16 protein-coding genes are annotated in these 12,773 nt (G+C 53.3%); 8 read left to right on the forward strand and 8 right to left on the reverse strand.

Going from position 1 to position 12,773, the window contains the following annotated elements; translation table 11 throughout:
- Window positions 1-47: 47 nt before the first annotated feature.
- Window positions 48-1,820 (forward strand): SLC13 family permease, encoded by a 1,773-nt coding sequence (locus KNP86_RS00200; protein ID WP_034776514.1) that lies wholly within the window; start codon window positions 48-50, stop codon window positions 1,818-1,820.
- A gap of 58 nt (window positions 1,821-1,878) precedes the next feature.
- Window positions 1,879-2,373, forward strand: coding sequence for a hypothetical protein (locus KNP86_RS00205; RefSeq protein ID WP_214752371.1), 495 nt, complete (start codon window positions 1,879-1,881; stop codon window positions 2,371-2,373).
- Window positions 2,374-2,405: 32 nt separating this feature from the next.
- Here KNP86_RS00205 and KNP86_RS00210 read toward each other — a convergent pair whose 3' ends face one another.
- From KNP86_RS00210 to KNP86_RS00220, 3 genes are all read right to left on the reverse strand, one after another.
- Complete coding sequence (locus KNP86_RS00210) at window positions 2,406-2,624, reverse strand: YhzD family protein (protein ID WP_034776515.1); 219 nt, start codon at window positions 2,622-2,624, stop codon at window positions 2,406-2,408.
- A 39-nt stretch (window positions 2,625-2,663) separates the two neighbouring features.
- Window positions 2,664-3,755: a DNA polymerase IV gene (gene dinB / locus KNP86_RS00215; protein WP_235420122.1), complete on the reverse strand. Its 1,092-nt coding sequence runs from the start codon at window positions 3,753-3,755 to the stop codon at window positions 2,664-2,666.
- 61 nt (window positions 3,756-3,816) lie between these two features.
- Complete coding sequence (locus tag KNP86_RS00220; RefSeq protein ID WP_052090080.1) at window positions 3,817-4,734, reverse strand: magnesium transporter CorA family protein; 918 nt, start codon at window positions 4,732-4,734, stop codon at window positions 3,817-3,819.
- Between the two features lie 172 nt (window positions 4,735-4,906).
- On the opposite strand from KNP86_RS00220, the gene KNP86_RS00225 reads away from it, so the two are divergent.
- A complete protein-coding gene (locus tag KNP86_RS00225) occupies window positions 4,907-5,779 on the forward strand; it encodes an HD domain-containing protein (RefSeq protein WP_233004917.1) in 873 nt (290 codons plus the stop codon).
- A gap of 38 nt (window positions 5,780-5,817) precedes the next feature.
- Here the strand turns inward: KNP86_RS00225 and KNP86_RS00230 are convergent, their stop codons facing one another.
- A complete protein-coding gene (locus KNP86_RS00230) occupies window positions 5,818-6,816 on the reverse strand; it encodes a peptidylprolyl isomerase (RefSeq protein WP_034776518.1) in 999 nt (332 codons plus the stop codon).
- A gap of 151 nt (window positions 6,817-6,967) precedes the next feature.
- Between KNP86_RS00230 and KNP86_RS00235 the strand changes: the two genes are divergently transcribed.
- Window positions 6,968-7,306, forward strand: a complete 339-nt coding sequence (locus tag KNP86_RS00235; RefSeq protein WP_235420124.1) for a DUF1878 family protein — start codon at window positions 6,968-6,970, stop codon at window positions 7,304-7,306.
- Here the strand turns inward: KNP86_RS00235 and KNP86_RS00240 are convergent.
- Entirely contained in the window at window positions 7,290-7,853 is a 564-nt protein-coding gene (locus tag KNP86_RS00240; RefSeq protein ID WP_021066715.1) for an HTH-type transcriptional regulator Hpr, read from the reverse strand. The genes KNP86_RS00235 and KNP86_RS00240 overlap by 17 nt on opposite strands.
- Window positions 7,854-7,913: 60 nt before the next feature.
- A complete protein-coding gene (locus KNP86_RS00245) occupies window positions 7,914-8,270 on the reverse strand; it encodes a hypothetical protein (RefSeq protein WP_235420126.1) in 357 nt (118 codons plus the stop codon).
- Between the two features lie 174 nt (window positions 8,271-8,444).
- Between KNP86_RS00245 and KNP86_RS00250 the strand changes: the two genes are divergently transcribed.
- A complete protein-coding gene (locus tag KNP86_RS00250) occupies window positions 8,445-8,774 on the forward strand; it encodes a hypothetical protein (RefSeq protein WP_232938993.1) in 330 nt (109 codons plus the stop codon).
- 50 nt (window positions 8,775-8,824) lie between these two features.
- Here the strand turns inward: KNP86_RS00250 and KNP86_RS00255 are convergent, their stop codons facing one another.
- The gene (locus KNP86_RS00255; protein WP_214752373.1) at window positions 8,825-9,253 is read right to left on the reverse strand and encodes an HIT family protein; all 429 of its coding nucleotides are present in this window, start codon (window positions 9,251-9,253) and stop codon (window positions 8,825-8,827) included.
- Window positions 9,254-9,384: 131 nt separating this feature from the next.
- On the opposite strand from KNP86_RS00255, the gene KNP86_RS00260 reads away from it, so the two are divergent.
- Entirely contained in the window at window positions 9,385-10,434 is a 1,050-nt protein-coding gene (locus KNP86_RS00260) for a hypothetical protein (RefSeq protein WP_214752375.1), read from the forward strand.
- Window positions 10,435-10,480: 46 nt separating this feature from the next.
- On the opposite strand, the gene KNP86_RS00265 is transcribed toward KNP86_RS00260, so the two are convergent.
- Window positions 10,481-10,735, reverse strand: coding sequence for a GlsB/YeaQ/YmgE family stress response membrane protein (locus tag KNP86_RS00265; RefSeq protein ID WP_034776523.1), 255 nt, complete (start codon window positions 10,733-10,735; stop codon window positions 10,481-10,483).
- A 167-nt stretch (window positions 10,736-10,902) separates the two neighbouring features.
- Between KNP86_RS00265 and KNP86_RS00270 the strand changes: the two genes are divergently transcribed.
- A complete protein-coding gene (locus KNP86_RS00270; RefSeq protein ID WP_138859881.1) occupies window positions 10,903-11,640 on the forward strand; it encodes an ABC transporter ATP-binding protein in 738 nt (245 codons plus the stop codon).
- Entirely contained in the window at window positions 11,637-12,767 is a 1,131-nt protein-coding gene (locus KNP86_RS00275) for an ABC transporter permease (RefSeq protein WP_214752377.1), read from the forward strand. Before KNP86_RS00270 ends, KNP86_RS00275 begins: the two co-directional genes overlap by 4 nt.
- Window positions 12,768-12,773: the final 6 nt, after the last annotated feature.

The raw sequence follows: 12,773 nt of genomic DNA on the forward strand, positions 1-12,773 counted from the left end.
GTGGTATACTCTATTTGTAGGTCATTTCACAAGAAAGGGTGGACGTCATGGTCACCTTGGTGATTTTAGCCGTCATGATCATCGGTTTTATCGGAGGTTGGCTCCGGGCCGACTTGGTCGCGCTGATTGGTCTCCTCTTGCTCGTTTTGACAAATCAACTGACACCGGTCGAAGCGATGGCCGGTTTTTCGAATTCGGTCGTGCTCATGATCGCCGGACTGTTCATTGTCGGTGCCGGGTTGTTTCACACCGGCCTCGCCGAACGGTTAGGGGCCGCTCTCATCCCGTACGCGAAAGGGAGTGAAGTACGTCTCTTTCTCGTCCTCATGGTCACCGTGACGTTTTTGTCGAGCCTAATGTCGAACACGGGAACGGTCGCTTTGTTGATTCCGGTCGTGCTCGCCATGTCAAGGCAGATGGGGACGAGCCCGGCGAAATTGCTCATGCCGCTCGCCTTTTTCTCAAGCATCGGTGGGACGATGACACTTATCGGAACGCCACCGAACCTAGTCGCCGCGGAGACGCTCCGAGGCGCGGGGGGAGCGCTTGGATTTTTTGCGCTCTTGCCGATTGGTCTCGTCGTGGCTGTGGTCGGACTGTTATATTTCTATGTCATTGGGAACCGTCTGCTCGGGGCGGGGGATGTTCGTTCGTCGGCGGCCCATCCGTTGATGATACCGCAAGTAGCCGTCTACGCGCTGTCCATCACGAAAGGACACCGCCTCGTCGGTCAGACGCTTAGTGACGTCAAGTGGTCACGAGACGGCCTGGTCGTCGTCGGCGAACACCGAAAAGGAGTGGTCCATCGGTTTATCACGGCCCGAGCCGACACAGTGCTTACGGAAGGGCGTGTCCTCGTCAGTGGCGATGAGACGGATGTCCACCGCATCGCCCGACAAGAAGGATTGGTCGTCGAGCCGGTTAACGTCAAAGATGTGTACGGCAAAGAGTCGGGCGTCGCCGTTTTCACGATTCCGACCGACAGCCCGCTCGTCGGCCGCTGTTTGTCCGAAAGCCGGTTGCGCAATGAGTATCGATTGAACGTGCTTCAAGTCGTACGCCCGAACGAGGAAATCGCCATCACCCGATTGAAAGATGTGCCGCTCGAACGAGGCGACATGCTTGTCGCCCAAGGGGAGTGGGCCGACTTAGAGCGGGTCGGAAACGAGACGCACCTCTTGCTTGCCAATGAGCACGTGACCGACGTGGCTAATCGGGCCGTATCCGAACGTCATCAACTAGCAGCGGGATTGATCATGCTCGGAATGGTCACGCTCCTCGTGTTCGAGTGGGTCGACCCGACGGTAGCGGTATGGCTCGCGGCGCTTGCCATGGTGCTCACCGGAGCCGTCCGCCAAATGGACGTCGCGTATCAATCGATTCAATGGTCCTCGCTTCTTTTGATCGCAGCGATGATCCCGGTCGGCCAAGCGCTCGACAATGCTGGGATCATGGCGTGGCTCGTCACATGGATCAGTGAGTCGTTCGGGCAGGCTGGTCCGGTCTGGGTGCTCGTTGCGCTCTTCGTCGCGACGATGGTGCTGAGTCAAATCATCTCGAACACGGCGACGGCCGTCTTATTCGCTCCGCTCGCACTGTCGCTCGCCTCGGCACTCCAAGTCAGTCCCGTCCCGCTCGTCGTCGCCGTCGCCATCGCGGCCTCGCTCGCGTTCATGACACCATTCGGGTCGCCGACGAACGCGATGGTGTTCGGCATCGGCGGCTATCGCTTCTTCGATTTTGTCAAAGTCGGCTTGCCGCTTCAGGTCGTGACGGCGGTCATCGCCATCTTCACGATTTTGTTCATCTTCCCGTTTTGAAGGAAATGTTGTTTGCTCTGCCGAATGTGTAAAAAAATGCTAAACGGTGAGGTGAGAGATGATGTGGAAACGAGTTGGGATGATTTTGGCTGTGTTCTTGCTTGCGGCCTGCTCGAATGAGAGCGAACAGCCGGCACCGACGCTCGGGGCGGACGCCAAAGTGGGCAAGGCGTACTTAGAGGAGCAAGGCTATGACGTCGTCTCTTATAAAGGGAATAGAATGTCGAGCTTTGAAAAGGCAGATCTGCTTGAGTTGCCAACGCAAAGTACGTGGCAAGTCCAGATGACGCCGCCGGATGACTATATTGGACGTGACATTCGACATGAGAACTTCATCGTCCGCAACCATCCGCTCGATGAAGTCGCAGAACTCGGCCAGACGAACGTCTCGGTCATGATGGTGGACGGCGAGGTCATCGGCGGGACGTCGTATCCGGATTCGGCCGAGCCGCTTACCGGAGCGAGCTATTCACTCGATGGGAAGACGGCGGAAGAGCTGCATCCCGATTACATGGAGTGGCGCAGCGAGTGGGAAGCCAAATATAGCGAATGAACAAGCGCCTCGGGATTCCCGAGGCGCTTCTGTTATGAGGCCGTGCCTTTCAGTTTTCCTGGCAGTTTACAGCGCTCGAAGTAGATGAGTTGGCCGCGACGTGCGATGCGGGCCCCTTTATGGAGATGCCCGGCTTCCTCGAGCATCGCGAGGCCTTTCGTTTTCGCCTCGTCATCGCTTGCCGCGGTAAATGAATCGTTCAAGACGACCGTGCCGTCGTTCTCGAACGCTGTGATCGTATACTGTTCCATCCGTTCGCCCCCTTTGCTTCCATTGTACTGAATGGTCATTCATTCTTCAAGCGAAGGTTTCGTCAGCTCCTCGAACGTGAGCTGACGGGCCGTTTCGGTACGCGGAATCAACTCTGAGACCGTCATCCCGATCAAGCGGACCGGTTCGGTGATCGCCATCTCGTCAAACAGACGGCGGGCGAGCCGTTTAATCTCATCATGGTCGTGCGTCGGGTGGTTCAGTTTGATTTGATGGCTCCGGGCTTGGAACTCGCTCGTCTTAATTTTGATCGTCACCGTCTGACAGCTGAGCTCGCGGCGGTCGAGCTGATGGAGTACGTCTTCGATTTCCGGGACGACACGTTCATACACTTCTTCCGGGTCATCGAGGTCAAACGCGAACGTCGTCTCGGAGCCGATCGATTTTCGTTCCCGCGTCGGCACGACGGGGCGGCTGTCCCGGCCGTGGGCAAGCTCATATAACTGATTTCCCCGGTCGTGGCCGAAGATGGCCTTCAACTGCTCGGGGCGGGTGCCCTGCAAATCGGCGATCGTATGGTAGTCGTGCTTGAACAACGTCTGGGCGGTCACTTTGCCGACCCCGTGCATCGTCGTGATCGGGAGCGGGGCGAGGAACGTCTCGACGTCAGCCGCCTCGACGACCGTCAGTCCGTTCGGTTTGTTGAATCCTGAGGCGATCTTGGCGACGAACTTCGACGGGGCGACCCCGGCCGAAGCGGTCAGTCCGGTCCGCCGTTTGATTTCCCCGAGGATGTAGCGCGCGATATAAGGGCCCGACGTGCTCATGAGCGTGTTTTCTGTCACGTCCAAGTACGCCTCGTCGAGCGAGAGCGGTTCGACGAGCGGCGTAATCGATTTGAAAATGGCCATCACCTGTTGGCTGACGTGCCGATAGACGTGAAAGCGCGGTTTGACAAACGTCGCCTGAGGACAGAGCGCGAACGCCCGCCGTGACGACATGGCGCTGTGCACGCCGTATTTTCGCGCCTCATACGAACAAGTGGCGACTACCCCACGGCTGTGAGGGGCGCCACCGACGATGACCGGTTTATCGCGTAAGTCAGGGCGGTCGCGTTGTTCGACCGAGGCGTAAAACGCGTCCATATCGACATGGATGATCAATCGTTCCATGAACATCACCTTTCTGTATCATCTGCTCCTTTCAGTATACCGAACTTTTGTTCGTTTTTTGCTAGTTTTGCTTATTTCGTTTGCTGCGCTGTTTATCTAACTTTTCTTGGCTACGGATTTGATTCGGGAATTGCAGGAGCGACCCAATCCAATTTTTTTGCTTCAACCAGAAATAAATCAAAACCGTGAAGCCGATGATCATAAGCCAGGCGAACAAATAGCCGAGCGGCCACTCGAGCTCGGGCATTTGTTTGAAGTTCATGCCCCAGACCGCACCGAACGCGACGACGGGCGTCGTCAAGGCCGTGAAAACGGTGAGCGCCTTCATGATCTCGTTGCCACGGAAGTTTGACAACGTCGCGGCCAAATCGGTCATCGCGATGACGTCTTCTTGGTAATGTTCGATCAACGTCAGGAGCCGATTGACGCGATATTTGGCGAGACGATACGCTTTCAATTCGTTTAAGTCCATGTCGAGAAACGCCTCGCGCCCGGCCATGAGCAGTTCGCGGTACGGGACGACGGTATCGGACCATCGTTCGATCTCGCTGCGGAGCCCGAAAATCTCATTCATGAACTGGGGCGGCACTTGCCCGCTCATCTCGCGCTGGGCGACCATCAACCGTTCTTCATATTCATCGATGCCATGAAAGTAATAGTCCATCTTTTCAGCGAGCAAATCATAGAACGCCTCGATCGGGGTATCGTATTGCTTGGCCGCCACTGACTGGCAATAGACGTCGTCAAAGCCGATTGTCCATAAGAAATCCCGGGTCACGAAGTAGTGCCCGATCTTTTGCGGTTCACGCTCGAGCTGTTCATAGTCGAGCGTGAGCGAGCCATACATATAGTCTTGCTCGACAATGATTTTTGTGACTTTCGCCGTCGTCAACTGCTCTAGCCAATACGTGTACGCTTCTTCATAATGATTGTCGACCTGTACGATTTCTTCGGGTCGTGTATACCATTTCCAACTCATCTTCCATTCCCCCAATTTCCTTCTCCCTCAAGTATTCCCGCTTTCCTAAGAAAGTTGGCATCTCACGTGAACTTTCGTTAAGATGAAGGTACTGACAAGAAGAGAGGTGCTTTTTTTGACGACTACTAAAATCGGTCAGCTCAAAGTGGGCGACACGTTAAACCAATATGTCATGATCAAACAATCCTATCGAGGACTCGCCGGAAATGGCAAACCATATTTGACGCTCATTCTTTGCGATGAGAGCGGAGAGATTGAGACGAAAGTATGGGATAGCGCCGACACGGATAAATATGCGACGAAGAAAATCGTCCACGCTTCCGGAGAAGTGATGGATTACCGCGGGCGGACCCAACTGAAGCTCAAACAAATCTCCATCATCGAAGGGGAGACGGACATCGCGCCATACGTCCGTTCGGCACCTGTACCGAAGTCGGAACTCGAGACGGGGATCCGCGGCTATATCGATGCGATCGGACACGCGGGCATGCGTGAGCTCGTGACTGCGCTCGTCGACCGGAACGAAGAGGCTTACTTCACGTATCCGGCTGCGGTGCGACACCACCATGCGGTCTATTCGGGCCTTGCGTTCCATGTCTTGTCGATGCTGAAACTCGCTGAAACGATGTGTGACCTGTACCCGCAATTGAATCGTGATTTGCTCGTCTCAGGTGTCGTGCTCCACGACTTGGCGAAAGTAATCGAGTTGTCGGATGCGATCACGCCGGAGTATACGCTTGAAGGCAAACTGCTCGGCCACTTGTCGCTCATGGCGTCTGAAATCGAGGTCGTGGCCCGAGAACTCGGGACCGAACGCGAAGTCGTGACGTTGCTCCAACATCTCGTCCTCAGTCATCACGGGAAACCGGAGTGGGGATCGGCGAACGCGCCACAGCTCCCGGAAGCTGAGATGTTGTTCTTCATCGACAACATCGATGCCCGGATGAACATGTTCGAGAAGGCGTTCGAGGGGATCGAACCCGGAGCGTTCACTGAGCGGGTCATGGCACTCGATAACCGTGCGTTTTATAAACCGAAGCTATGAAGGCATACAAAAAAGACGTCCCGCGGGACGTCTTTTGCTTATTGCTCGGTCGATTCTTCGGCCGGTGCTTCTTCTGTACCTTCTTCTGACGCTTTAATGGCGTCTTTCACAGCGTCGAACTGTGTTGAAGCTTTCGCATCTTTCACGTCGACGTTATATTTCTCGATCAACTCGGCGTAGATCTTGTTCGCGTCGACAGAGGCTGCTTTTTCAGTTGCCAATTCTTCACGGATGCGATCTTTCTCGTCTTCGAGTTTAAGATCTTTTTCTTTACGATCCATGACTTTGATGACGTGGAAACCGAATTGTGATTGGACCGGCTCAGATACTTTGCCGACCACGTCTTCTTGGAACGCGTATTCTTCAAACTCTGGGACCATGGCGCCGGCTGAGAAGTAACCGAGGTCGCCACCTTTTTCACCAGAACCTGTGTCTGTCGATTTCTCTTTCGCGACGTCTGCGAAGTCAGCGCCATCGTTCAATTCTTTGATGATCGCTTGGGCTTCTTCTTCTGTCTCAACGAGGATGTGGCTCGCTTTGACTTCGACGTTCTCTTTCGCGAATTGTGCCTCGATGTCTTCGTCCGTCACTTCGACGAGTTCTGACTTCGCTGCATCGACGAGCATTTGTCCGCGGAGCGCTTCTTTGAACTCGTCCGTGTCAGTCATGCCAGCTTGTTGAATCGCTTGCTCGAACTCTTCTTTCGAGTTGAACTGCTCTTCAGTCTTGCTGAACTCTTCGTCAACTTTGTCTTGTTCGACTTTGTCGCCGTATTCTTTTTCAAGCAACTCGTTCATCGTTTCTTGGAAAGCTAGTTGTGGGACCATACGGTCGTAGCTCATGTCCGCGATCTCGCCGCGTGTCACTTCGCCGCCTTCAAAGGAAACAACTGCTGAGTTGTCCGAAGACCCGCCGTTTGTCGCCGCATATGTGCCGCCGACACCGATGAGAAGTGCAATCGCTGATGCGCCGACGAGGGCGCCTGTTGAAAACTTCTTGTTTTGTTTGTTCGGTTCGTTCGTCATTCCGTTTGACATATATTCCACCCCTAAAAATCTATAAGTTTCTAAATCCGACTATACCACATTTTGTTAATGATAACAGCTGTTCTCTTGCCTGTGTAGTATCATAGCACAGAAACGTGTCGTATAATGATGAAATAGAATGTGAAATGATGGGGTGGAGAACGTGTCGTTAGAAGAGAAAATCAATCAATTATCGTTTCAAATGGAACTGTTGCTCGGGGCGGTCGATTGGTCGGAGCGGCCCTTTGAACATGAGGTGCTCAAGGCGAATCTGACACGGCAAGAAGTCGTCGCGTTTTTCGCGCTGCTTGATGATATCCGAGAACGACAAAACGAGCAAGCGCGCTACGGTCTGTCGTCCGTAGAGCCTTTGCTCGTTCATTTCGTCGGCATGCTTCATCCTCATTTAGAGGCCGAGACGATTCTCGAGGCGTGCGTGCGCCAAGGAATGGCGCTAGACGTCACGGAACCGCTGTATCGGCAGGTCAAGCTTCTTTACTGATCTCGTCGTCCTCAGGGCGACGTCCGGCTTCTTCTGTGATCATCTTCGATGTTTCAGCGAAGATGTCCATGAAGTTGTCGCCATACAAGCGGCGAACGATCGCTGTGATGTCCGTCAAGTCCGGGAATTTCCCGTACAATTCTTGGAGCGGGAGGGAGGCGCGGAAGACGCCGTTCTCTTCCGGATCGAACGCATGAATCGTCTCGAGCAAGAGCGCTTCACCTTCAGGCGTCAATTGGACGTACGTATTTCGTTTGTCCGTCTCCTTTTTCGAGAACGTGAGCAAACCGCGGTCTTCGAGTTTCTTCGAGAAGTTGAACGCCGTCGATACGTGCATGACCCCATATTTGGCGATCTCTGAGATCGAGGCGCCGCCGAGGGCGTGAGCGATCCATAAAATATGGTGTTCGTTAATGTTCAAATCGAACGGCTTGATCCAATTCTGCCAGTCTTTCTCGACCGTCTTCCACAATGCCTTACTAAGTTGAATGATTTTATGACTATAGAGCATGGCCTCAGGGCCAGTGAATTCTTTTTCATGTTCCATGTCGATCCATCCTTTCCGGATACAATGTGACTAAAACGACGGGCGATGACAACAGACCGGTCAGTTGGTCTTTTCCGCTTTCGCTTCGGTCATGTCTGACTGTACGTTCGAAAGCTCGTCTAGGTTTCCTTGGATCCGCTCGATTGAAGGCTGAATGTCTTGTTGATAACGTTCGACTTCGGCTTTCACTTGATCCGTCAATTCTTTCCCTTGCAATTTACCGGCCGCGGCTACTTGCGACGCGTCCTTGGCAACTTTTTGGAATTGTTCTTTCAACGTAGTGATTGTGGACGCCCGGTGTTGATTGGCCGCGGCGTCATTTGCCGTTCCACGGGCGATTTTCTTCACGGTCGCAACCCCTAAAAACGCTACGACGAAGCCAAATGCAACCCACTCTCGACGATTGTGACTCGACAATACATTCCCCTCCTCAAGCACACTGATGCTACAATACATTCTTTTCATATTATTTTACCAAAAAAGAGTGATTAAAAACCTATATCTTAAATAAAATTTTTCAGAACATTCAATTTTGACCGAAAAATCATTTTATTTTAAACTATGGGTAAAGGAAGGTGACCTCCAGTGAACATGCAAAAGCGTTGGGTTGATGACATGCTAGACCTGTATAACGCGGCCAAGCGACTGGGAGATGACCCTTGGGCACAGACAATAATGGAAGCACTCGAGGCGGGATATGAAGCGTCGGAACAGAATGAACAGACGCGTAAACAAACTTTGCTTGAAAAGCGACTCGTTGAAATAGACGCCCGTCTAAATTTGTTAAGAAAAGAATTCGAACAAGCGGAATCTGTCAAATCGCGGCAACAGTTGTACGAGCAAGCGATTAAATTACAAGTCGAACGGGCCCAAATCGAGGAAGAGCGGAAACGTCATCTCGATTCGATCAATTCGTCATAAGGGCACATAAGACAATGGACCGGTCGCTCCAGGAGCGGCGGTCCATTTTTTCATAGCTTCGCTTTGATGCCGGCAGCGATGGCTTGCATGTCTTCAGTGGAGTAATCGTCTTGGTGCGTCTCCCATTTTGCGTCAAATCCATCTGTCTCGCCATAGCGTGGCAACAGATGCATATGGAAATGGTAAACCGTTTGTCCGGCGATTGCTTCGGCGTTCGATAGGATGTTCATGCCGATCGCGCCCGTCTCGCGCTGGATGGCGTTTGCGATAGCAGGCACGGCTTGGAAGACGTCCCGGGCGACATCGGCTGACAGTTCATAAATGTTTCGGGCGTGATGTTTTGGGATGACGAGCGTGTGGCCTTTCGTGACTTGCGAGATATCGAGGAACGCGACGACGGCGTCGTCCTCGTATACCTTATAAGAAGGAATCTCGTTTTGGACGATTTTACAAAAAATACAGTTGGCTTCAGTGTGCATGTGGGTTCCTCCATTCGTAAATGACTATTCCACTTCATCATAACATGGAAATTCAGGCGGAAGAATGATTGTCCGGGAGGATGAATCGTCTTAGACTAGAAACAACAGCAATCAAGAGAGGAAGTAAACGGATGGCGTATGTACGATCGAAAAAAACGGTACGGCGGAGGCGAATCTATTATGTCCTCCTTGCGACAATCGTGCTCGGGCTGATCGCCGGGGCCGTCTATCGCTGGGGATATCAACCGGCAGCCGCCAATGACAAGATTCATGTCCGGTTCAAAGAGGCGCTGTTGAACGAGGATGTCAGCTTCTTCCAGGAGAACGTCGAGTATGAATCAGAACCGCTGACGCGAGCCGAGGCGCTCCGCTTCATGGGCTGGTTGAATGAAGAGAAGACGATTCGGGGCGAGGCCATCTCGGAAGTAGCGCAGGACCGCGCCGACCGGGAGCAAGGTATGGAGACGGATGGGTTGTTCCGGCTCGTCGATACGGGGGCAGGACGATTTGGTTTCTCGGACTATCGGATTGAATTGTTGCCGAAGACGCTCGTTGTGACATCGGACGTACCGTTGACGAACGTGTGGGTGGACGGTGCACAAGTCGGTCGAATTGATGAAGGGGGCGGTGAGGTGGCACTCGAGCGTATGCCGGGTCGTTATGACGTGAAAGCCGTCGCCGTCATCGATGGGTCGACGGTGACCGAGACTGAGGTCGTGACGCTGACAGAAGACGATGACTTGGCGTTTGCCTTGTTGCCGGAACAAGCTGAGACCGTCGCCGGGCAGTTCGATCTTGATCGGGCCGAGTTGATTGAAATCGAAGTCGAAGCTCAGACAGGTCACTCGATTGAGACGATCGAAGGGCTGATGAACAAACGTGAACAAACCGTCCTCGACGAGATTGGTGAACCGATGGAGCGAGGGGACGTTTGGCGCTATGTGGGGATGGAGTTACGGTTTGTTGACGGGCGCGTCGAACGCATCGACATCGATTTACAGAAGCGGCCGGATGACCTCATTGCGCTTTTAGGTGAACCGAACGAGCGAGTCGAAACGGACCTCGGTGTCGAATGGCGCTACGACCGGACGCTGCTCGAGTCGATTTTCACGTTTTTGCGCTTGGAGAGCGAGAAACGATTCATCGAGCGGGATGAGGCCCTCTATCTCATCCTCACATGACAAAAAACGGGACCCTCGGCGAGGGTCCCGTTTTTCTAGCACTGGATTAGCGCTTTTTGTTCATTGACTTCATAACGAACGATACGATCAAGATCAAGATAATCGCACCGAGAAGTGCTGGGATAATCGCGATGCCGCCAACTGCAGGACCGAAGTCTCCGAAGATGAGGCCACCGAGCCAAGCACCGATGATACCGGCAATGATGTTCCCGATGACGCCACCTGGTACATCCTTACCTAAAATAAGACCTGCTAACCAACCGATAATACCCCCGACGATTAAAGTGATAATCCAACCCATAAAAACATTCTCCTTTCTGTTTTGTCCATTGTTCTTCCTAACAATTTTATGGAACAATGGAAGTAATGAATAAGTTTTAAAATGCCTTACAGTTCAGATTATTCCCATGTGACAGCTTTTAAAACATATATCACGAAAAAAAGTTGAAAATGAGGGGTGGAGTTTTCATGTTGCACGTCGACCAGTTGAACGGCGGTTATATAGGTAAACAAGTGTTACACGATGTTTCGTTTGAAGTGAAAAAAGGTGAGCTCGTCGGGCTCATAGGGCTAAACGGCGCCGGAAAATCGACGACGATCAAACATATTTTAGGATTGCTTGATCCGATTTCGGGATCGGTCGAAGTCGATAGTGAGACACTCGCTTCTTCGGAAAATAACTATCGTAAAAAAATAAGTTATATACCCGAGACCCCTATTTTATACGACACATTGACGTTGCGTGAACATTTGACGCTAATCGGGAAAGCGTATGACATCGACGAGGCCGACCTGAAAATCCGGACCGAAAGATTGTCCCGAGATATGCGGATGGAGAAGCAATTGGACTGGTTTCCGTCCGTTTTTTCAAAAGGAATGCGGCAAAAAGCGATGATCCTCTGTGCACTCGTGACAAAGACGCCGCTCCTCATCGTCGATGAGCCGTTCGTCGGACTCGATCCACTCGCGATTCGTCAACTATTGAGATTGTTTGATGAGTATAAGGAAGATTGCGCCATCTTGATGTCGACCCACATCTTGGAGACGGCGGAACGTCACTGCGACCGCTTCGTTTTCTTGCACCAGGGGTCGGTCATCGCGACCGGTACGGCGGCGCAGTTGCGCGAGACATATGGTCTTCGTCCGGACGCCACGCTCGATGACATTTATGTCGAGGCGATTGATGCCGAGGAGCGGAAGCAATGAACGTGTTCAAACAACGATTTGGCGTCTGGGTGGAGGACGTCGTGAAATACAGCCGGTACGTGGCGAACGGCGGTTTGTTGTTCACACTTTATTTCACGCTCATTTACGGAGCGTTCGTTTACAACCAGTTCTTGACGGACTTGGACCCGGCATTCCCGAGTGAATGGATTGTGGCGCTCCTCTGGTTGCTTCTGCCGCTCGGGCATCGCCCCCGCACATTGATTCAAGAAGCGGACCAAGTCTTCTTATTGCCGCGACTCGGTGAGATGCAAACGTTCATGAACGGCGTTCGACTATTCAACGTCGTCTTCGCTGCCGTCCGTGCCGTCCTCATCATGCTCGTCGTGTTGCCGTTGCTCGTCCGGACGCAAGCGCTCACCTCGGTCGAAGTCGGGGCCATCATCGCGACGAGTGTCCTGATCTCGGTGGCGGGGCGGCTCGCCAAGTTGGAGGGGGTCAAATATGTCGTCTTGCCGAGCGCGCTCGCCAGCGGCTTTCTCATCCTGTTTGGTGTGCCGATGTTGACACCGGTGCCGGCGCTCATCCCATTCATCTTGCTCCACGTGCGACGAAATCGACGCATCCCGCTGTTCGATTGGCTCTTGCTTGAAGAGAAGAGCAAAGCCCAGTTCAACCGGGTCGTCAGTTGGTTCGTCGATGTCCCGGCGATGCGGGAAGATGTGCGGGAACGATCGCTCATCGTCAGCCTGCTCGAGCGCTCGGTCTTGAAACGGGCCGATGCGGCACGGTACGTCTATGGCCTCCGGGTCATGCGCTCGAACGACTCGCTCGATCTCGTGTTGCGTCTTTCCGCCGTCGCGCTCGTCGTCATGTGGCTCTCGGGCGGGTGGTACGTCGGGTTGGTCGTCCCGCTTTTCGTCGGGTTGACTGCCTTGCAACTCGTCCCATTGTTTAAACGACTCGACACGGTGTCGATGGCGTCGTGGTTGCCGATCACGCGTGCCGAGCGGCTCGTCGCCTATAAATGGTGGGCGACACGGCTGTTGTTCGCGCAAATGCTCGCCCTTGGCGCGGCTTCGCTCATGTTCGGGGCGACGTGGGACGCGCTCGTCGGTCTCGTGCTCGCACATATGGTCGTCCGGTACTATTTGAGCCGACTGACATGAAACAGG

It is taken from the genome of Exiguobacterium sp. s16 (assembly GCF_018618115.1).
Classification (GTDB): Bacteria; Bacillota; Bacilli; order Exiguobacteriales; family Exiguobacteriaceae; genus Exiguobacterium; species Exiguobacterium mexicanum_A.

What these genes read in the sequence shown, in the direction of transcription:
- KNP86_RS00275 (WP_214752377.1), top strand. Translation starts at nt 11,637, where the DNA reads ATGAACGTGTTCAAACAACGATTTGGCGTCTGGGTGGAGGACGTCGTG.
- KNP86_RS00220 (WP_052090080.1), bottom strand. Translation starts at nt 4,734, where the DNA reads ATGAGTTGGAAATGGTATACACGACCCGAAGAAATCGTACAGGTCGAC.
- KNP86_RS00250 (WP_232938993.1), top strand. Translation starts at nt 8,445, where the DNA reads ATGCAAAAGCGTTGGGTTGATGACATGCTAGACCTGTATAACGCGGCC.
- KNP86_RS00270 (WP_138859881.1), top strand. Translation starts at nt 10,903, where the DNA reads ATGTTGCACGTCGACCAGTTGAACGGCGGTTATATAGGTAAACAAGTG.
- KNP86_RS00230 (WP_034776518.1), bottom strand. Translation starts at nt 6,816, where the DNA reads ATGTCAAACGGAATGACGAACGAACCGAACAAACAAAACAAGAAGTTT.
- KNP86_RS00205 (WP_214752371.1), top strand. Translation starts at nt 1,879, where the DNA reads ATGATGTGGAAACGAGTTGGGATGATTTTGGCTGTGTTCTTGCTTGCG.
- dinB (WP_235420122.1), bottom strand. Translation starts at nt 3,755, where the DNA reads ATGGAACGATTGATCATCCATGTCGATATGGACGCGTTTTACGCCTCG.
- KNP86_RS00240 (WP_021066715.1), bottom strand. Translation starts at nt 7,853, where the DNA reads ATGGAACATGAAAAAGAATTCACTGGCCCTGAGGCCATGCTCTATAGT.
- KNP86_RS00200 (WP_034776514.1), top strand. Translation starts at nt 48, where the DNA reads ATGGTCACCTTGGTGATTTTAGCCGTCATGATCATCGGTTTTATCGGA.
- KNP86_RS00210 (WP_034776515.1), bottom strand. Translation starts at nt 2,624, where the DNA reads ATGGAACAGTATACGATCACAGCGTTCGAGAACGACGGCACGGTCGTC.
- KNP86_RS00260 (WP_214752375.1), top strand. Translation starts at nt 9,385, where the DNA reads ATGGCGTATGTACGATCGAAAAAAACGGTACGGCGGAGGCGAATCTAT.
- KNP86_RS00255 (WP_214752373.1), bottom strand. Translation starts at nt 9,253, where the DNA reads ATGCACACTGAAGCCAACTGTATTTTTTGTAAAATCGTCCAAAACGAG.
- KNP86_RS00265 (WP_034776523.1), bottom strand. Translation starts at nt 10,735, where the DNA reads ATGGGTTGGATTATCACTTTAATCGTCGGGGGTATTATCGGTTGGTTA.
- KNP86_RS00225 (WP_233004917.1), top strand. Translation starts at nt 4,907, where the DNA reads ATGATCAAACAATCCTATCGAGGACTCGCCGGAAATGGCAAACCATAT.